The organism is Bradyrhizobium sp. KBS0727 (assembly GCF_005937885.2).
Lineage (GTDB): Bacteria > Pseudomonadota > Alphaproteobacteria > Rhizobiales > Xanthobacteraceae > Bradyrhizobium.
The window spans coordinates 2,875,615-2,895,067 of sequence record NZ_CP042176.1; the positions used below are offsets into that span (position 1 = coordinate 2,875,615).

Here is a 19,453-nt window from a genome sequence, read left to right on the forward strand (position 1 = left end):
TCAGCGGAACACATCCCATGCGACAGTTCATGTTGCCCGATCTTGGCGAAGGTCTGGAAGAGGCCGAGATAGTGACCTGGCATGTGAACGAGGGGGATCACGTGGTTACGGATCAGCCACTCGTCTCGGTCGAGACCGACAAGGCCGTGGTTGAAGTGCCGTCGCCGTGGAATGGCCGCATCGCGCGGGTGTTCGGGACCAAAGGTGATCTGGTGAAAGTTGGTGCGCCCCTTGTCGAGTTCGCCGAGGGCGCCGAGCAGGATACTGGCACCGTGGTCGGCCAGCTCGACACCGGCGAAAAGCAAGCTGCAGTGGTCGAAAGTCCTGCCGAGCCGGCGCCAGGGCGAATGCTCCAGGTGCTCCCGGCGGTGCGCGCCCTCGCACGCAAGCTCGATGTCGATCTCAACGCCGTACAGGCCACTGGACCCGGCGGCACCATCACACGGGCCGACGTCGAGCGGGCCGCCAAAAGTCTCGCCGAGGCAGGGCCAGCCGAGGCATTGCGTGGGATGCGGCGCGCCATGGCCCAGCGCATGGCAGCGGCGCATGCCGAAGTGGTTCCCGCTACAGTCACCGACGACGCTGATATCGGCGAATGGCGAGCGAGCGAAGACCCCAGTGTCCGCCTGATCCGCGCAATTGCGGCTGCCTGCGGAGCAGAGCCCGCGCTCAACGCCTGGTATAATTCCGGCGCGGGCGACCGGCGTCTGGTCAAACGCATCGATATTGGTATCGCGATCGATACCGAGGGGGGCCTCATCGTGCCGGTGATGCGCAACGTAGCCGAGCGCGACGCACGGGACCTGCGAGCCGGGCTCGACAGGCTGCGGGCCGACGCTATCGCCCGCTCGATTCCACCGGAAGAACTTCGGGGGGCCACCATCACACTGTCGAACTTCGGCATGATCGGCGGCCGCTTCGCCAGTCTCGTGGTTGTACCGCCACAGGTGGCGATCGTCGGTGCCGGCCGGATCGCCACGCTGGTGGTGGCACATCAGGGCCGGCCGGCGGTGCGACGCGTGCTGCCGTTGTCGCTCACCTTTGACCATCGCGTTGTGACGGGCGGCGAGGCCGCTCGCTTTATCGTCGCGCTGAGGTCGGATCTTGAGCGGGCTTCGTAGGACCGCGATACACGTGAGCCCGAAGCTTGATGCGAGTGGTTGCCGGTGTCCGGTTTTGGCGGCCCATGGCCTGGAGGGCTCTTGCCAATGTCCTGCGTCAGGATGACGCCGATCCCGCTCTGCAGGAAAGCTATCGTTCCCAAGGCATGGAGCCCGACATCAATTCCAGTCCAGCCAAGTTTCAACGACTGGTCGAGGACGAGTTGGCGCGTTTGGCACCGCTGATCAAGTCAATTGGACTGAAGCGCGACTGAGCCGTGCGGACGTGGGCGCCGGGAATGCCCGGATGTTTGGTTTGAAGACACCACGTCTTGACCAACGATCGAGTGCACTGCAGTGCACGGTAGCGTGCGGACACACTCTCCATCTACGGAGCATGAACGAAATGTGCGACCTCTCTTCATCCCGAGGTCGGTCACGGTGCCTGACATGACGGCCGTTTTGCGGGCTCTCGCCCCTTTCCTGGCTTCAAAGCATGAGAATGCGTTGCGGCTTAGGCCGTGTTTACCTGGCATCCACAGATCACACTCACCGCTTTGCGGGCGATCTCCCTCAATTCGACACGGCGCGCGCCGGCACGTGCGCGGATCGCGATGGTGTGCATGGTGGCTGACGCGAGGACCGCTAGTGCCGCGGGATCGGCATCGTGCTTTATCTCGCCTCTCTCGTGTGCCGTGCGGAAGCGGACTTCAAAATCCGCGTCAATCATCCGCAGCCCCGCCGCAACACTGTTCCGGATCGCGGCATCGTCGACGGCTTCTGCTACGGCGGTCCCGATCACGAAGCAGCCGCGCGGGCTTCCTTTACCTGAAAAATAGATGGACAACGCCGCTTCGTAGGCAAGCATCAGACTTTCGCCCAAGGGACGGTCCTCTGCAAGTGCCTCACGTGTGGCGGCCAGGCTGATCTCCCAATAGCGTGCGAGTGCCTCCAGATACAGCGCGTGCTTGTTGCCGAACGCCGCATAGAGGCTCGGCGGATTCATGCCGGTCGCAGCAGCAATGCTGTCGAGGGAAGTGCCGGAGTAGCCGGTCTTCCAGAAGGTCTCCGTTGCCTGCTTGAGGGCCGCCTGTGTGTCGTAGGCGCGGGGCCGCCCCCTGCGCGCTGGTGCCGCTTCGCTCTTTTTGCGTGCCATATCGGAAAATACCTCTGGTCGCTACGTGTTCGCATCTTATTTGTATGAAACGTTACAAAATACAAGAGGGAACATCTTGACGGCTTCGTGCTCGCGTCATATTTGTAGTGATCGTTATAAAATAAAACCGAGGTGAGTGCTTTCGATGCGGTGCAGTCTTTCGCCAGTCGCCGGTTGGATAGGCGACAGCAGGGAGTTCCGCGAGAGCGGAACGGCGGTGCAATTGGTGACCGCCAAGGCATCGGCTGGCGATGATTCGCCTGGAATCGGGCCGCTCGGTGCCGAAGCCGCTGGCGGAGTTGCGGAAATCGTCCACCCCCGCCTTGGCACCGCTCCCGCGGTAGCGATGTCCGGAAGGAGCATCAGGGAGCGGCTGCGGCGGCCGCTGATGCTCGTCGTTCCGATCGTAGTGGCCGCAATCGGAGCCGCGCTGTACCTCGCTACCGAGCCTTATGTCTCAACCGACAACGCGTTCGTTCGCGCGGCGAAGGTGACCGTCAACGCCCGGGTTGCCGGACAGGCGGTTGAAATCGCCGTTGAGGACAATCAGCGGGTCCAGCAGGGCGAAGTCCTGTTCCGGATCGATCCGGAGCCATACCAGATTGCGGTGGATCAGGCGGACGCGCGTCTCGGCAGCGCGCGCCTCCAAGTCGAAGCGCTAAAGGCGACCTATCGCCAGCAACAGGCTGAACTACAGTCGGCCAGGGATTCGGCGGTTTTTGACGAACGCGAATATGACCGCAAGAAAGCGCTGGTCGCCTCCGATTTCACCCCGCGCGCTGTCTATGAGCGAGCAGAGACAAATCTCAAGGTCGCCCGTCAGCATATCACATCCATCGAACAGCAGATCGCCAGCACCGTCGTTGCGTTGAACGGCGATTCCGACATCGATATTGATCGCCACCCCACGGTTCGCGCAGCCAAGGCCCAGCTCGATCGCGCCCGGCTCGATCTGTCCTACGCGACGGTGAGGGCGCCCGACGACGGCGTCGTGACGAAGGTCGACGAGTTGCAGGTCGGCGGCTTCGTCAATGCGGGCGCACCCGTGTTCTCGCTGCTGTCAAGCCGGCGCATCTGGATCGAGGCGAATTTCCGCGAAACCGGCCTCACTCACATGCGTCCGGGTCAGGAGGCGACGATCGACGTCGACGCTTATCCGGATCGCACGTTCAAGGCGCATATCGTCAGCATGAGTCCGGGCACTGGATCGGATTTCGCGGTCTTGCCGCCCGAGAATGCGACCGGCAATTGGGTCAAGGTCGTCCAGCGCCTGCCGGTGCGCCTCGAACTTGATGAGGTCGATCCTGGCCGGCCCCTGTTCTCCGGCATCAGCGTGACTGCGCGGGTCGACACTGGCCATCGCCGCACCTGGCGCCATCCGTTCCAGCTTGTGCTCGCGTCGGAGGACAAATGAGTATCGCCCAACCATCGAACACCGCGGCCGGCGGCCATCGCGCAATCACCGTGGCGGCCCTGATGGCGACCTACATGGAGGCGGTGAACATCTCGCTGCCGAATGCGGCGCTGCCGCATATCCAGGGCACGCTGTCGATGGGCAACGACGAGGTCGGCTGGGTGTTTACCGCCTATATCGCGGCGGGCGCCGCTGTCATGCCGATGGCGCGGTGGCTCGCGGGGCGCTACGGCCGGAAGACGATCTATCAGGCGTCTCTCGCTGTCTTCTCGCTCGGCTTGATGCTCGACACGCTTGCAACGACTTCCCTTCACTTGGTATTCGCCCGGATCGTCCAGGGCGCCGCGAGCGGCGCGCTCGCTCTTCTGTCGCTGGCGGTCCTGCTTGATATGCTGCCGCCGGCGCGCCACGGCCGGATCAGTTTGGCGTGGTCGGTGTGCCTCGTGCTCGGTATCAGCAGCGGCGCAAGCATCGGCGGCTGGCTCAGCGAATATCACGGCTGGCGCTCGATCTTCTATTTCAGCCTGCCGATGACGGGCTTCATCTTCCTGACCATGGCGCTGTCACTCCCCGAGAAGAGGGCGGAACAGAACCCGCCCTTCGACTTCTTCGGCCTGGCGACCTTCTCGCTCGGCATGATCGGCCTGCAGATGGTGCTCGATCGCGGTGAGCGCCTGGAATGGTTCGCCTCGGCGGAAATCTGGACTGAGGCGATTGCCTCGGTCCTGGGATTCTATCTTTTCATCGTGCACGTCATGACGACGGATGTGCATTTTTTCAACAAGGCGCTGTTCAAGGACCGCAATTTTGTTCTTTCGGCGATCATGTTCTTCGCCGTCGGCTTCGTGCTGCTGCCGACCCTGGCGTTGACCTCGCCGATGCTGGAGGAATTGCTCGATTATCCGGTTGATACCACCGGCTACATGACCCTCGCACGCGGTGTCACGCTCGTGGGGGCCGTGGTGTTGATGAGCTTCGCTCCGGCACGGATCGATAACCGGCTGTTCATATTCGGCGGCATGGCGGCGGTGGTTTACGCCAATTCGCTGATGCTTGGCTATTCACCGGCGATGGATTGGCGGTTGGTGGTCGCGGCGACCTTGCTCCAGGGGGCGGGTCTCGGCACGTTGCTTCCGTCGCTCTCCAAGGCGGCGTTCGGCACGCTCGATCCAAAATTCCGTCCGGAAGGCACCGCGCTCTTCAACCTGTCACGCGTCTATGGAAGCACGATCGGCATCGCGGTCGTCCAGATCTTCTTCTACAACAACACCCAGGCCATGCACCTGGCGCTCGCCAAGAACCTCACGCCGTACCGCGCGGCCGCGCATGTCGCTGGTTCAATCGCCAAACCGGGTCTCGCCGCGCTCAACGGCATGATCACCCAGCAGGCGGCCGTTATAGCAGTCATCGACCAATTCAAGATCTTGATGTTCGCCATGCTGATCGTGAGCCCGCTTGTGTTTTTTCTACGTAAGCCACGGCCGGCCAATTGATGCCGTCGAGCCCAGCGACTGGGCTTAATACAAGGGAGTAAGAGCATGACAACATCCGATATGCTTCGTTATACGAGGATTCCCACCCACGGATCTGGGCCGATTCCCGCTGTCGGGTTTGGTACGCTCATTCCGGATCCTCTCGTAACCAAACAGGCGACCAAGGCTGCACTGGAAGAAGGATTTCGACACCTCGATTGTGCGGAACGCTACCGCAATGAAGCGGCGGTTGGTGAGGCGATTCAGGAAGCGTTCAAGGCGGGGACGCTTCAGCGCGAGGACCTGTTCGTTACCACGAAGCTATGGAACACCAATCATCGTCCAGAGCGGGTCAAGCCTGCCTTCGACGCGTGTCGCCGGCGACTGCAACTCGACCGTATCGATTGCTATATCATCCATACGCCCTTTGCCTTTCGACCCGGCGACGAACAGGACCCGAGAGATGAGCGCGGTCGGGTGATCTACGATTCAGGGGTTACGTTGGTGGAGACATGGCGGGCGCTGGAGCGCCTCGTCGACGATGGCCACTGCGGCTCGATCGGTCTATCGGACATCACATTGGAGAAGCTGAGAGAGATCGTCGCGGTCGCGCGGATCCGGCCTGCCATGGTGCAGGTCGAATCGCATCCGTATCTTCCCGAATGGGACCTGCTCGAGTTCTGCCGCGAGCATGGGATTGTACTGCAGGCGTTTGCCGCGTTGGGACACGCCATGGAGCCAAACGTACTCGCCGACCCAGTGATTACATCCATCGCACAGCGTGTGAACAAGACACCAGCTCAGGTGGCCCTGGCCTGGGCCGTGCAGCGCGGCACCGCTTTCCTGACCACCTCGACCAAGCCTCGGCGCATCCAGGAAAGCTTTGACCTTTCGAGCCTCCCTGAAGAGGCCATGCGGGAGATTCGAGACCGTATCACCACGAGCGTCAGGTTCAACGCAGTGGTGCAGACCGGCGTGCCCGGATTTATTCCCGGGACCCGATGACTTTAGCGGCGCGGGGCCGAGCCGCGCCGGGGAAAGTTGTGACCTCCCACCGCAGTAGGCGACTTTCCGGCCGAAGTGGATGGAACGGATCGATACCGCAGGGGTTTGAGGGCGTCTGGAGTGTCTCCGGGCATCCAAGTCCCTAATCTTCCTGTAAAATTTCCTGTTTTCAGGGAATGCGCGGAGACCGGTGCGAGAAGCACTGCCTCGCCAGTGTGAGAGTCTTGTTCAAACTGCGACAGTTCCATTCACTAGGACACTCCTTCGTTAGAAGGCGGCGTGTGCACGACGTGTGCACCGAGAGATCAAAGAAAATCCAAAATGCTCCGGAACTGAACTGCCTCGATCTGAGTCACGCGTTTTCTTGATCTTGCTGATCGTGTCATCGAGCTGATGGGATTTGAATTCCGACAGAGGCCATTATCGCGGGCTTTGTCTTGTCGCACTGAGTGTTTCGCGTAACGTCGCAACCGTCGCATATTTTTGTTCCATATCGAACAGGTTGGCGTTGTGTGGGCCAATCGCGCGATCTCCGACGCAATCGGACACGACAAGTGGGCGAAACCCGAGCGACATGGCGTCGACAACGCTGGCGCGCACGCAGCCGCTGGTGACGGCCCCCGCCACAACCAGCGTCTGCACGCCGCGCTGCGTCAGCCAGGATCCAAGGCCAGTGCCGAAGAAGGCCGACGGCACCTGCTTGCGCACCACCAGTTCGCCGGGCACGGGTGCAAGGTCGGGTACGATGGCGCTGGCCGGCGCATTCTCCTTCAGCGTCAGCATGCCCGGGACCTTGAGCGAAAAGATATTATGATCCGCACCATCGTCGGCGAAAACGATGCGTGTATGGGCAATCGTCCATTGTTGCTGCCGCGCATGCGCCAGCAATCCCTTCGTGGTCTCAATCGCCGCGGCAATATTGCCGCCGCCGAAGATGGCGGGATCGGCAAACCCGTTGACAAAATCGACGATCAGCAGTCCGTATGGCGGGCACACATCGAGCGCCATGCCAAACCCCTGCCGCTGATAAGTCTCGGCCTCCTTATGCACGGCGCACGACCGGCTTGGGGCCGTAGCCGTCGAGCACCTTGCCGCGTCGGACCATTTCGACGCCGTCGAGCGCGACCGTGCAATTGCGCATCGGAATGTCGATGTGACAGGCTGTGGTCCGGCTGCCGCCGGCTTCGTTGTTGGGCCCGAACGAGAACAGAAAGTTGCCTTCGAACGCACGCGGGTCCATGCCGATGGTGGCCTCGCGATCATACATCGCCATGGTCGACCAGTGGGCGCGCGGCTGCAGACCCCAGCCGATATGCGACATGGCGTAGGCGTCCGGATCGTTGTAGGTGGCCATGTATTCCGAAAGGATTTCCGCATCGAGACCGCCTTCAATGCTGGTGCAGAAGCCCTTTTCGATTTTGAAATGCACGCGGTCCTGAACGTAGGATTTCATCGGCAGCAGGATATCGCCGCGCTCGAGAACGATCTTGCCTTCCGCTTCGCCTTCATTGGCCCAGGTCAGCGCAAAGCCGCTCGGCCAATGGTCCCAGCGGCCAGGCTCGTCGACAAATCCATATTCGCTGATCGCCGGAAACTGTCCGAGCGAGAAGCGCACGTCGGTGCCGGCCTCGGACGTGACATGCATTTCCTTCGCCTTGCCGATCTTCTCGGCCGCAGCCATGACGCGCGTCTTGTCGTCCATGGTGGGAACCATGCGTGCCAGCACTTCCGGCGGCTCGACCGCGAGCAGGATTTTGGTGCCGGACGACAGAATCTCATGCTGCTCGGGCGAGAACAGCAGCGTCATCAGATCGAGCACGAGATCGCTGGCCTTGAGCGCGGCAATGGCGGCGTGATTTCCGGTGAGCGGCGTGGTGCCGAGATAGGCGAGGGCGTCGCGGCTGATCGCCTTTTCGCCATTGACCGGAGGAAGGTCGAGACGGTTGACGATCGCGCCCATGTCGGTGGCGGCCAGAATGGCGCACGACAGGGTTTGCGGATGCGTCGACGCGCTGGTCAGCACGGTGACGAACTGGCCGCGCTGCAGTTTCGACAGGGAGAGAACCTGTTTCCAGGCTTGGATGAGATCGTAATCGCTGACAGCCATTGTCGTCTCCTTTTGAAAAACTGCGTTAATCGACCCGCGCGCCGAGGAACGCCTCGAACGCACGATAGAAGCCAGGCTCATTGTCCCAGGGGATCATGTGGCCGGCGTCCGGAACGCGCTCGACCTCGATGCCGGGGCGCAGCGTTGTGATCTCGACGACATCGGCGTCAGTGACCACATCGCCGCGCGCGGCCAGAATCAGGCGCGCCGGGATGGCCACATGCGGTAGGTCGCCGTGAATATCGTCGGTGTGAAACCCTTCGAAGCTTTCCAGCACCGCGCGCTCATCGCAAGTGTGCAGCCATTCCGCCCGCAGGCGCAGTTGCTCGTCCGTCCAGGTCGGACAGAAGCCGCGCATGGCATCGATGCTGGCGCCGTTGCGCGCCGCGGCCATCGAGTCGACATACCATGCGAGATTTGCGGGATAGGGGCGTCGTCCCGGACCCGACACCGGCGGGTCGATCAGAACGAGGCGCGTCAGTCCGGCAGGATGGCTGCGTGCGGCGCGGATGGCGATGCGCGCGCCCATGGAATGCCCGACAATGGCATAGGTCGACAGGCTGAGCGCTTCCGCAAACGCGATGACATCCTTGGCCTGCGCATCAAGACTGTAATCGAGGTCAGTGGAGGCCTCCGACAGGCCGCGCCCACGGACATCGAGAATATACACATCGAAAGCGTGTCCGAGTTGCTCGCCGACAAAGCCCCAGGTGATCGCCGGGCTTGTGATGCCGGGCAGAAGAATGATCGGATCGCGATCCGTGCGGGCGCCGCCGTAACGCAAATAGTGCTGGCGTACTCCGTTGGCGTGGACGTTCGCGCCATGCAGAAAATTGCTCATGATGGTCTCCGTAACCAACCGACGACGCGTCTGGTGTGGCTCAATAAGCCCCGGACAACAGTGCGCCCGCACCGGGTACGACCGGCTCGAGCTTCAGCGCTTTCAGCATGGCGTAAGTGGTCGCGATCGCTGCGGTGACGACGGGCTTGCCCGTGATCGCTTCGACCTTCGGCACAGCCGCCAGCGACGGCATCTGCACACAGGCGGACAGCACGACGGCGTCCACATCGCGGGTGTTCATTTCGGCGACGATGGCCGGGAGCCGCGCGGGATCATGACGGCCGACTTCGAGGTTGTCGGGAATTTCCAGCGCGCGCCACTCCGCCACGTCGTAACCTTCGTTGCGGATGTAATCGACCACCATTTCGGTCAACGGCTTCATGTAAGGCGCAACAAGGCAGATCCGCTTGGCGCCGATCACCTTGAGCGCGTCGACCAGCGCGCCCGCGCTGGTGACGACGGGCGCCTCGGCCGCGTTGTCCCTGGTGCGCGCGCGCAGACGGGTCTCGGAGGCGCGGTGATAGCCGTGCCCCATCGACATGATGGCGACGAGGCAGGCGTAACCCAGCACATCGACCCGGGCATCGCTGAGCTCCAGCGCGCAGCGGTCGGATTCGGCGTCCATCGCCGCCAGTTCGTCCTTCTTCACGGTTTTCATGCGCATGCGGCTGGAATGGAACGTGAAGCGCTCAGGCCGAATCAACTGGCGCGCCGTCAGCATCGCCGGAATTTCCGTTTCCATCGTCGTGTTGGAGCTCGGGACGATCTGTCCGATACGATATGGCTTTTGCATCATCTCTCTCGCAATCAGTGATGGTTGATCTTCAGCAGGCGCGCGGCGTTGCCGGAACAAACCAGCTGCCGGACCGCGTCGGAAAGCGGTGCCGTTTCGATAAAGTCCGCGGCGATTGCGCTGGATTCATAGGGGTAATCGACCGAGAACATGACAGCCTGTTCACCCATCTCGGCGAGCGAGCAGGCCAGCGCCGCATGCGAGCAAACGCCCGACGTGGTGATGACGACATTGCGGCCGAAATATTCGGACGGCCGCAACTGCAAGGACACGCCTTGCGAGTAGACGGCAAAGCGGCTGTCGAACCGCCACAGCAACATCGGCAGCCCTTCGCCCATATGGCCGAGGATAATCTTGAGCCTGGGAAAGCGGTCGAACACGCCGCTGAACAACAGACGCAGCGCGTGTGAGGCGGTTTCCACGCCCCAGCCCCAGACTGCACCAGCCAATTCCGGACGGTCGGCGTAGGCGAGCGGGACCTGAAAGTGATCGATGGGGTGGAGATACAGCGGGACGTCGAGGTCCTGCATCGCCTCCCAAAAGGCGTCGTAGGCGGGGAGATCATAATAGGTGCCGTGGGTATGACCGTTCACCAGCGCGCCCTTGAAGCCGAGGGTTTTGACGGTGCGCTCGAGTTCGCGCGCCGCCACCTTCGGATCGTGCATGGCCAGCGAGGCGAACCCCGCAAGCCGCTTGGGATTGCGCGCGATCTGGCCGGCGAGATAGTCGTTGGCATTGATCGCCCGGCTAGCGGCAAGTGCCGCGTCGGTCTCACCCTGGACGCTCGGACCGGTTGGCGACAGCACGGAAATATCGATGCCGGCGCGATCCATGTCCGCGATGCGGATTTCGTGGAAGTCGTCAAGCTTCGCGGCCAGTTCTGCCTGCGCGGCATCGCCCATCAATCGCGTGAACGCTTTTGAATAACTCTGAAACCCCGGCGCCATGAAATGCTCCTCAAGCGCTATTTTTCGAATACGGTCGGCCAATGTGTGTGCTCCAAGTGCGGTTTGATCAGATGTCGGCCGGCCTCGAACAGAACAGGGACCATCTGCCTGCTGTGACCCGTTTCGGCTCCCAAACGACGTCAGGTTTGTCGGATGGAGGGTTCGCGCTATTTCTTGACGAGAGGGCAGGTGCTGTCGGCGAGTGGCCGGAAGGCGACATCGGCGGGCACGGTGGCGAGCACTTTGTAGTAGTCCCACGGCGCCTTTGATTCAGACGGCTTCTTCACCTGAACGAGATACATGTCGTGGACCATCCGTCCGTCGGCGCGAACCGTGCCTGCTTGCGTGAAGGCGTCGTGCACCGGCAGCTCACGCATTTTCGCGGCGACGGCGTCCGCGTTGTCCGTTCCCGCGGCCGCGATTGCCTTCAGGTAATGCAGCACTCCGGAATACACGCCAGCCTGCGCCATGGTCGGCATCGCCTTGCGGCGCTCGTAGAATTTCTTGGCGAAGGCCCGGGTGTCGTCGTTGAGATCCCAGTAATATCCGGTGATAAAGGTCAGTCCCTGCGCGACCGACAGACCAAGCGCATGAACGTCGGTGATGAAGGTGACCGGAGCGACGAGCGTCTGGCCGCCCTGACCGATCCCGAACTCGCCGGCCTGTTTGACGGCGTTGATGACGTCGCCACCAGCGCTCGCCAGAGCTATGACTTTGGCCTTGGAGGCCTGTGCGGTAAGAAGAAAGGAGGAAAAGTCCGCGGTATTGAGCGGGTGACGCGCAGAGCCGACCATTTTGCCACCGGCCGCGGTCAACGCTTTCGAGGCTTCGTTTTCCAGGGAGATGCCGAAAGCGTAATCGACTGTCAGAAAATACCAGGAGTCGAAGCCGTTTTTGACCATTGCCTGCGCCAGGCCGGCGGAGTTCGAATAGTTGTCGTAAGTCCATTGAAAGCCGGTCGGAGAGCAGGCCTTGCCGGTTAGATCGGTCGAGCCCGCCGTTGAAAAGATCGCGACCTTCTTCTTTTCTCGGGCCACTTCCTGCACCGCCAAGGCGACACCCGAATTTGGAAAGTCGATCACCATGTCGACATTGTCGACATCGAACCATCTCCGCGCGAGCTGGGAGCCGATATCGGGTTTGTTCTGGTGATCGCCGGACATGATCTTGATCGGCTTGCCAAGAACCTTCGGTCCGAATTCGTCAACCGCGATCTGTGCGGCCACGACGGAGCCCTGGCCGCCAAGATCGGCATAGACGCCGCTGAGGTCGTTGATGACGCCGACTGTGATCGCATCAGGACCCGCAAGGGCAGCGCTGGCCATCGGGATGGTGAGCAGAGGAAGCATCCAGGATGTGAATTTACGCATACCGACCTCGCTTTTGGAACAGATGTCATTCTCAAAATAGGATGTATACTGAGTTTATAAATTTGTTTCGGTCGTCCGTCAATCCGGGCTGTACTGATTTTTGGACGAGAGGTTGAGGGCGTGGTCAGTTCGTTTTATAAATATGCCATGAGCGAAATCGAGGAGCTGGCGCAGGCTGGGGCGGACGACGCGGGTCGCCACGGACAGTTGCCGCTGTGGTCGCGGGTGGGCTATCTGATCCGCCGCCTGCACCAGATTCACTCGGCCATTTTCGTGGAAGAATGTCGCGAGTTCGGCATCACTCCGGTCCAGTATGGCCTGCTGACGGCCCTGCATTACTTCCCCGGCAGCGATCAGGTGAGCCTCGGCCGCGAGGTCGGGATCGACCGCACCAACGTCGCGGATGTGCTTGAGCGGCTTTCGGAAAGAGGCCTGGTGCGGCGCGAGCGCAGCGCACACGATAAGCGCTCAAAAATAGCCTTTCTCACGCCCGCCGGCGAAACCATCCTCGAGCAGGGCCGGGCCAGCATGATGCGTGCGCAGGACCGCATCCTGGCCCCGCTGGCGCCGCCGTTTCGCCCGGCATTTCTAGCGGTGCTGACCCAGTTGATCGACGGAAACAGCCAGTCCGTTCCCTCGGAGTCGGGGTTCGATGTCGAGCGTCGGCGGCGAAAAAGGTCGCACGCCCCGGGCGACGCCGAAGACTGATCTCCATCCGCCGCAGCGGTCGTTTATCCTGTCGGTTCCGTCCGCTCGATCGGCCGGGCATTGGCGCGCGCCAAGTTCTCCGGGTCTTCATTTCCATAGACTGGCTTCGGGCGGGTTAGGCGGCTGGCCGCATAAACCGCAGTCACATGCCTATTGATTTTTAGAAATTTGCGCGATAATTAGTCAGTATATATCCTATTTTTCTTGAAGCCTTCAGAAATAAGAAGGTAGTCTACCCCCAATTATTCACGGACGGAGACCCCCCATGCGAGCAAGCGCCACCTTTGTTCTCAGCGCACTGACGACGGTCGCTGCGATGATTTCCACCTTCGCGAACGCAGCCGAGACGCTGCGTGTGCGCCTTGACTGGACCCCCTGGGGTGACCAGGCGCCGTTTCACCTGGCCATGAAAAAGGGCTGGTTCGCCAAACACGGCCTCGATGTCCAGATCGAAGACGGCAACGGCTCGGTCTCGACCGTGCAGATCGTCGGCAATGGCGCCTATGATCTTGGCCATGCATCGCTCGCCACCATGGCGATCGCGCGCGCCAAAGGCTTGCCGGTCAAGGCGGTCGCGGGCTTTATCCGTCAGAACGACATCGGTCTGATGGTTGGCAAGGACAGCGGCATCAATTCTCCGAAGGATTTGCGGGGCAAGAAGCTCACCTTCACGGCCGGTTCGCTCGAAACTCCGTTTCTGGATCGCTTCATCGCCGCCGGCGGTTTGACGCGCGGCGAAGTGGAATTGACCAACGTCGACGCCGCCAACAAAGGCAGCCTTTATATGTCCGGCAGCGTCGATGGCGCGTTTTCGTCGGCGCCTTTCATGCAGCCGATCTTCGATCGCCAGCGCCCGACCAAGACCATCCGGTTCGCCGATTACGGCCTGGAGTTTCCAAGCTTCGGTCTGTTCACGACCGAGGCGACGATCGCCGCGAAACCAAATCAGATTCGCAGGTTTGCAAGCGTCGTCGCGGGCGCGTGGCAATACATACTGGATGGTCACGAGGCCGAAGGCGTTCAGGCCATCATCGATGCGCGTCCCCAGGCAAAATTGAACGCCGACGTTTTGCGCGAGCAGATCGAAATTCTGCGCGGCCTGGTTTCAACGCCGGCAACCGCCGGCAAGCCCATCGGCATCATGGCGGATGCCGATTGGGCCAAGGCGCTCGACACCCTGCAGCAGGGCAAGTTGGTCGAGCGTGTCGAGGCGCCGGGCGCCTATTACACCAATAGTTTTATTGACGAAGCGCTGGTCAGGGAGATCGCACATGGCGGCGAGTGAGCAGCGTGTGTCGACACTGCCGTTCGTCCCCCATGCGGTGGCGCCGCGGGCGATGATTTCCGCACAGGGCGTGCAGAAGCGCTATGGCGGCGCCAACGGCCTGCTTGCGCTCGAAAGCGTCACGCTCGATATCGCCGAAGGCGAATTCGTCAGCCTGCTCGGCCCGAGCGGCTGCGGCAAAAGCACGTTTCTGCGGTGTCTGGCCGGACTGGAACGCCCTACCGGTGGTTCGTTGCTACTCGACGGTGCGCCGATCGATGGGCCGCCGGAAAAGCTCGGTATCGCCTTTCAGCGCGACGCACTGCTCGACTGGTTCTCGATTCTGGAGAACGCGTTGCTGCCGGCCGACTTCGGCGGCTACGACAAGAAGGTCTGCGAGCCGCGTGCGCGTGAACTGCTGGCGATGGTCGGGTTGAAGGATTTCGTCGATGTCTATCCCAGCGCCTTGTCGGGCGGAATGCGGCAGCGCGCTGCGATCTGCCGCTCGCTGCTACTGAAGCCACGTCTTTTGCTGATGGACGAGCCGTTCGGCGCGCTCGACGCCCTGACGCGCGACCAGTTGAATGTGGATCTGCACCACCTCTGGCAACAGCAGCGCATGACCGTCGGCTTCGTGACGCATTCGATTTCGGAAGCCGTATTTCTGTCGACGCGTATCGTGGTTTTCAGTGGCCGCCCCGGCAAGATCGCCGAAGACATTCGCGTCGACCTTCCCGACGATCGCAAGCTCGCGGTGCGCGATACGCCGGATTTCATTCGCTACACCCATCACATTCGCGGCCTGTTCGAAAAAATGGGCCTGATTCATGACTGAGGCGGGCGCAAGGCCGTTTCGAACGGTGATCCTGGATTCCTGCGTTCTGCATCCACAGCAGCCGTCGTCTTGCGGCGAGGAGTTTACATGCAATCGACAAATCGCTTGGCCCGTTTTGGTGTTCCGCTGCTGGGCGCAGTCGCCTTTCTGCTGATCTGGGAAGTTGCCTCGCGGCTGGGGGCCATCAAGCCGGTTATTCTTCCGGCACCCTCGGCGATTGCCCGCGAGCTCGCCGATGCGCCGATGTGGTTCGCGGAGCAGGCTTTCTTCACGATCGGCGTCGCGTTGCTGGGATTTGCGGTGGCGATTGTTCTTGGCGTTGCGTTCGCCGTCGCGATCGTCGAATGGCCGCTGCTCGACCAGTTGCTTTTTCCGCTGTTCGTCGCGCTGAATAGTGTCCCCAAGGTCGCGATCGCGCCGTTGTTCATCATCTGGTTCGGCACCGGTGCCGAACCAAAAATCGCCATTGCATCCCTGATCGCGATTTTCGCGATCGTGATCGATACCGCGCTCGGCCTTCGCTCGGTGCCGCCGGATCAGCTCGATCTGGCGAAGGCGTTGCGGGGGTCGCGGTTGAAGGTGCTTCTGCGCATCAAGATGTATTGTGCGCTGCCGCACATGTTCGCCGGCTTCAAAGTCGCGCTGTCGTTGTCGCTGGTGGGTGCGATCGTCGGTGAATTCGTCTCGTCGCAAAAAGGCCTGGGTTTTGCGATTTTGACAGCGCAGGGCTCGTTCGATACGCCGCGCGTGTTTGCTGCGATTTTCATTCTGTCGGTGCTCGGCGTCGGACTGATCGGCGCGCTCGATTTTGTCGAGCGGCTTGCGTTGCCTTGGCACTACAAGAATCGGCAGGCGAGCGGTCATTGAGGGCAGCGTCGGTCCTCACTAAACAGGTTCACGAAGGAGAGCACAATGACATGGCGTTCCGCCATTTTGCTGGAGTCATTACGCCACGACGGTGTGACCGGCGTCGAAGTCGACGGCATTCCAGTCGCTCTTTATAAGCTTGGCGATCAGGTCTACGCGACCCATGGGATTTGCACCCATGCGCTGGCCTTCCTCTCCGATGGATTTGTCGAAGGCGGCAGGATCGAATGTCCGCTGCATCAGGGACTGTTTGATATTCGCTCCGGCAAGGCGCTTTGCGCGCCGCTGACGGAAGATGTCAAAACCTATGCAGTGAAGGTCGAGGACGGCACGGTATTTGTCGACCTGGATTCGCCGGCGATAGCAGCGCAAACGACGTTGCCCACGGATGACACAGCGCTGCCGAGCGCGACCGCTGAAAGGGCAGGCGGCATTGCTGCACACGCGCGCACTGGCGAACGGTGTCTCATTGTGGGGGCGGGGCAGGCGGCTGCCGCGGCCATCCGCGCCATGCGTGCGGCCGGTTATGAAGGGGCTGTCGATCTCGTCGGCGCCGAGCGTCATCTTCCCTACGAGCGCCCGCCTTTGTCCAAAGGCGTGTTGCTTGGGCACACCCGTCCGGATGCTTGTGCGCGTCTGCGTTCCGCGGATCTGGAAGATCTTCGCGTGACCGCGCATCTGGACAGGCGCGTGTCGGCTATCGATGCGCAGGCGCGTATTGCCACGCTCGACGATGGGCGGACGCTCGCCTACAGCGCATTGCTGATCGCGACAGGTGGCCAGCCCCGCCGCCTGACCATTCCGGGGGCGGAACTGCCGGGCGTCATGTACCTGCGCACGCTTGAGGACGCCGCCGCGATCGGCGATGTCATCCGCAAGGCAAAAGCGGTCGCCATCATTGGTGGCGGCTTTATCGGCATGGAATTGGCCTCGGTGGCGGCCGAACTGGGTCTGTCCGCAATCGTGCTGGAGCGCGAAGCCGAACTGATGGCCCGGGTGATGCCGGCGCCGCTGGGCCGCGCGTTCCGGCGGCTGGCGGAAACACATGGCGTCACCGTTCGCACCTCGACGTCGGTTGAGGCGATTGAACGGATCGATGGGCGGCTTGTCGTCAAAACTTCCGGTGAATCGGTTGCTGCCGACATCGCGCTCGTCGGCATCGGACTGGAACCGGACACCGCGCTGGCGGCCGCCGCCGGTTGCGATGTGCAGGGCGGCATTGTCGTCGATGCGCAAGGCCGCACCGGCGTGCCCGGCATCTGGGCGGCGGGCGATTGCGCGCTCCACCACGCTGAGATCAACGGCCGGCGCGGGCGTCTGGAAAGCTGGCACAATGCCGAGCAGCAGGGCGCCGCCGCCGGACGCGCCATAGCTGGCGCATCGACCGATACGGAAGCTCCGGCGCAGCCCTGGTTCTGGACGGATCAGTTCGGCCTCAACGTTCAAATCCTGGGTGTCGCTGCCCCGCATCATTCCGTTGCCCGCAGCGGCGAGGATGGCGTGGCGGGCACGGTCTACCGAACGTTCGATCCGGCATCGGGCCGACTGACATCGGTCGTCGCCTTTTCGTCGCCGCAGGCCATCCGCTCGGCGCGAATCGAACTGGAATGTTTGACGCCGTTTGATCCGGCCGCTGCGGCTGCCGTCGTTCTCGATCAGCCGCATGACAACAAGGGAGATATCATGAACGCGCAGGCCAAGCTCTCGGCGCATGCTTCACCCGAAGACAAGGCCAAGACGTATGTCTGGCCTCCGGAGGGGCTGACGCGGATCCCCGACTGGGTCTACACCGACGAGTTCATTTATCAACGCGAAGTCGAGCGGATCTTTCACGGCCGTTCATGGAATTTTGTCGCGCTGGAAGACGAAGTGCGCAATCCCGGCGACTTCATTCGCTCGCATGTCGGGCCGACGCCGGTCGTTGTATCGCGCGCCGAAGACGGCACCATCCACGTCTTTGAAAACCGTTGCCTGCATCGCGCCGCCGAATTCTGCCGCGAACTGCATGGCAACGCCAAGGAGTTCGTCTGCCCCTATCACCAGTGGTCCTACGATCTGAAGGGCAATCTGGCCGGAGTGCCGTTCCGGCGCGGCGTCAACGGCGCGGGCGGCATGCCGGCGGATTTCAAGACCTCGGAACATGGCTTGAAGCGGCTGACGGTCACCACCCATCGTGGCGTGGTGTTCGCATCATACTGCGCCGATATGGAGCCGCTCGCCGACTATCTCGGGCCCGAGATTCTCGCAGAATTCGAGGCGACCTTCGACGGCCGCATTCCGCGCGTGCTCGGTCATTATCGCCACAGCCTGCCGGGCAACTGGAAACTGTATCACGAGAATCTCAAGGACCCCTATCACGCCACCCTGTTGCATACCTTTCTGGTGACGTTCGGCCTTCTCGTCGCCGGCAACAAATCCCTGATGCTGGCGGACGCGACCGGGCGTCATGGCGTGATGGCATCGGCAAAATCCGACGCCAGCAAGATTGCCGCCGACACCAAAAAGGAAATGCGCGCCTACAAGGAAGGGATGTCGCTGTCCGATCCGCGCTTCATGGATTTCGTCGACGAGTTCAAGAGCCCGTGGTCGGTGACCATGATGACGCTGTGGCCGAACATGATCATCCAGCGCGAGATGAACACGCTCGGCATTCGCCAGATCGTGCCGACCGGCCCGAACGAATTCATCATGAAATGGACGATGTTCGGCTTCGAGGGCGACGACGAGGAGATGACGCGTCATCGGCTGCGGCAGGGCAATCTGATGGGGCCTGCCGGCTTCCTTGGTCTGGAAGACAACGAAGCCATCAAGTTCGTGCAGGACGGCATGATTTCCGTGCCGAACGGCGAGCATATGGTCGAGCTCGATCCCGGCAACATGGGAACCGCCGATACGCTGATTTCGGAGGCCGCCATCCGCGGCATGTATCGATATTGGCGCGAGGTGATGGCGCTGTGATATTTTCGCTCTCGCAAGAGAGTGAGGCCGCGTCAGCAGTCAACTCGAGGAAACGAAAACAATGTCGCTTGCAATTGACATGAAATCACGACAACCGGACACCAGAGACGCGCGTATCGAGCGCATCTTGCTCCGTGCAGAGATCGAGCAATTCAACGCGGTCTACGGGATGGCGCTGGACGATCAGCGGCTGTCCGATTGGAGCGAGATGTTCACCGAGGACGCCAGCTATGTCGTTCTCTCGCGCGAAAATCACGATCGCGGCATGCCGGTCGGGCTGATTTACTGCGAAAACCGGGCGATGATCCGCGATCGCGCCTTCGCGCTGGAAAAAACCGCGATGTTCGCGCCGCGTTACCTGCGACATTTCGTCAGCAATACGCAGGTGATCGGTATCGACCCGGACGGGTCGATTCGTGCGAGCGCGAATTATCTGCTGTTGCAGGTGTTGTTCGACCGCCCGGACGCGACGCTGCATCAGGTCGGGGTCTATCACGATATTTTTCGTAGCGGTTCGGACGGATTGAAGCTGGCCAAACGCCATTGCGTCTACGACAATCTGCTGGTCCCGAACGCGCTGTGCCTGCCGGTTTGAACCGGGCCGGACAGAGCACCC

At 61.7% G+C, this 19,453-nt stretch carries 18 protein-coding genes; 11 read left to right on the top strand and 7 right to left on the bottom strand.

Annotated features, from left to right (window positions below):
• Positions 1 to 17 precede the first annotated feature (17 nt).
• Together FFI89_RS13055 and FFI89_RS13060 are read left to right on the top strand one after the other, a co-directional pair.
• Positions 18 to 1,121 carry a dihydrolipoamide acetyltransferase family protein gene (locus tag FFI89_RS13055; RefSeq protein ID WP_138837112.1) on the top strand — a complete coding sequence of 368 codons (1,104 nt, stop codon included), beginning with the start codon at positions 18 to 20 and terminating at the stop codon, positions 1,119 to 1,121.
• Between the two features lie 29 nt (positions 1,122 to 1,150).
• Complete coding sequence (locus FFI89_RS13060; RefSeq protein ID WP_371722485.1) at positions 1,151 to 1,375, top strand: hypothetical protein; 225 nt, start codon at positions 1,151 to 1,153, stop codon at positions 1,373 to 1,375.
• A 239-nt stretch (positions 1,376 to 1,614) separates the two neighbouring features.
• Here the strand turns inward: FFI89_RS13060 and FFI89_RS13065 are convergent, their stop codons facing one another.
• Positions 1,615 to 2,256, bottom strand: a complete 642-nt coding sequence (locus FFI89_RS13065) for a TetR/AcrR family transcriptional regulator (protein WP_138837114.1) — start codon at positions 2,254 to 2,256, stop codon at positions 1,615 to 1,617.
• A gap of 226 nt (positions 2,257 to 2,482) precedes the next feature.
• On the opposite strand from FFI89_RS13065, the gene FFI89_RS13070 reads away from it, so the two are divergent.
• From FFI89_RS13070 to FFI89_RS13080, 3 genes are read left to right on the top strand one after another with little or no spacing between them, the layout of a single operon-like run.
• Positions 2,483 to 3,670, top strand: coding sequence for an HlyD family secretion protein (locus FFI89_RS13070; protein WP_246669442.1), 1,188 nt, complete (start codon positions 2,483 to 2,485; stop codon positions 3,668 to 3,670).
• Entirely contained in the window at positions 3,667 to 5,163 is a 1,497-nt protein-coding gene (locus FFI89_RS13075) for an MFS transporter (RefSeq protein WP_138837116.1), read from the top strand. Before FFI89_RS13070 ends, FFI89_RS13075 begins: the two co-directional genes overlap by 4 nt.
• A gap of 45 nt (positions 5,164 to 5,208) precedes the next feature.
• Entirely contained in the window at positions 5,209 to 6,147 is a 939-nt protein-coding gene (locus FFI89_RS13080; protein WP_138837118.1) for an aldo/keto reductase, read from the top strand.
• 420 nt (positions 6,148 to 6,567) lie between these two features.
• Here the strand turns inward: FFI89_RS13080 and FFI89_RS13085 are convergent, their stop codons facing one another.
• From FFI89_RS13085 to FFI89_RS13110, 6 genes are all read right to left on the bottom strand, one after another.
• Positions 6,568 to 7,155 (bottom strand): isochorismatase family protein, encoded by a 588-nt coding sequence (locus FFI89_RS13085; protein WP_138837120.1) that lies wholly within the window; start codon positions 7,153 to 7,155, stop codon positions 6,568 to 6,570.
• Between the two features lie 34 nt (positions 7,156 to 7,189).
• Positions 7,190 to 8,254 carry a 2,5-dihydroxypyridine 5,6-dioxygenase gene (locus tag FFI89_RS13090; RefSeq protein WP_138837122.1) on the bottom strand — a complete coding sequence of 355 codons (1,065 nt, stop codon included), beginning with the start codon at positions 8,252 to 8,254 and terminating at the stop codon, positions 7,190 to 7,192.
• Between the two features lie 25 nt (positions 8,255 to 8,279).
• Complete coding sequence (locus FFI89_RS13095; RefSeq protein WP_371722512.1) at positions 8,280 to 9,098, bottom strand: alpha/beta fold hydrolase; 819 nt, start codon at positions 9,096 to 9,098, stop codon at positions 8,280 to 8,282.
• A gap of 37 nt (positions 9,099 to 9,135) precedes the next feature.
• Positions 9,136 to 9,837 carry an Asp/Glu racemase gene (locus FFI89_RS13100; protein ID WP_210249152.1) on the bottom strand — a complete coding sequence of 234 codons (702 nt, stop codon included), beginning with the start codon at positions 9,835 to 9,837 and terminating at the stop codon, positions 9,136 to 9,138.
• 65 nt (positions 9,838 to 9,902) lie between these two features.
• Complete coding sequence (locus tag FFI89_RS13105; RefSeq protein WP_138837128.1) at positions 9,903 to 10,835, bottom strand: amidohydrolase family protein; 933 nt, start codon at positions 10,833 to 10,835, stop codon at positions 9,903 to 9,905.
• A gap of 167 nt (positions 10,836 to 11,002) precedes the next feature.
• Positions 11,003 to 12,205 carry an ABC transporter substrate-binding protein gene (locus FFI89_RS13110; RefSeq protein WP_138837130.1) on the bottom strand — a complete coding sequence of 401 codons (1,203 nt, stop codon included), beginning with the start codon at positions 12,203 to 12,205 and terminating at the stop codon, positions 11,003 to 11,005.
• A 120-nt stretch (positions 12,206 to 12,325) separates the two neighbouring features.
• Here FFI89_RS13110 and FFI89_RS13115 point away from each other — a divergent pair, with 120 nt between their 5' ends.
• The 6 genes from FFI89_RS13115 to FFI89_RS13140 all read left to right on the top strand — a co-directional run bounded on the left by FFI89_RS13115 (position 12,326) and on the right by FFI89_RS13140 (position 19,432).
• The gene (locus FFI89_RS13115; protein WP_210249111.1) at positions 12,326 to 12,913 is read left to right on the top strand and encodes a MarR family winged helix-turn-helix transcriptional regulator; all 588 of its coding nucleotides are present in this window, start codon (positions 12,326 to 12,328) and stop codon (positions 12,911 to 12,913) included.
• Positions 12,914 to 13,178: 265 nt separating this feature from the next.
• Positions 13,179 to 14,198, top strand: a complete 1,020-nt coding sequence (locus tag FFI89_RS13120) for an ABC transporter substrate-binding protein (RefSeq protein WP_138837133.1) — start codon at positions 13,179 to 13,181, stop codon at positions 14,196 to 14,198.
• The gene (locus tag FFI89_RS13125) at positions 14,185 to 15,012 is read left to right on the top strand and encodes an ABC transporter ATP-binding protein (RefSeq protein ID WP_138837135.1); all 828 of its coding nucleotides are present in this window, start codon (positions 14,185 to 14,187) and stop codon (positions 15,010 to 15,012) included. Before FFI89_RS13120 ends, FFI89_RS13125 begins: the two co-directional genes overlap by 14 nt.
• Before the next feature lie 87 nt (positions 15,013 to 15,099).
• Positions 15,100 to 15,879: an ABC transporter permease gene (locus FFI89_RS13130; protein WP_138837137.1), complete on the top strand. Its 780-nt coding sequence runs from the start codon at positions 15,100 to 15,102 to the stop codon at positions 15,877 to 15,879.
• Between the two features lie 45 nt (positions 15,880 to 15,924).
• The gene (locus tag FFI89_RS13135) at positions 15,925 to 18,837 is read left to right on the top strand and encodes an FAD-dependent oxidoreductase (RefSeq protein WP_138837139.1); all 2,913 of its coding nucleotides are present in this window, start codon (positions 15,925 to 15,927) and stop codon (positions 18,835 to 18,837) included.
• A 61-nt stretch (positions 18,838 to 18,898) separates the two neighbouring features.
• Positions 18,899 to 19,432 carry an aromatic-ring-hydroxylating dioxygenase subunit beta gene (locus tag FFI89_RS13140; RefSeq protein ID WP_210249112.1) on the top strand — a complete coding sequence of 178 codons (534 nt, stop codon included), beginning with the start codon at positions 18,899 to 18,901 and terminating at the stop codon, positions 19,430 to 19,432.
• The last annotated feature ends 21 nt before the right edge of the window (positions 19,433 to 19,453 follow it).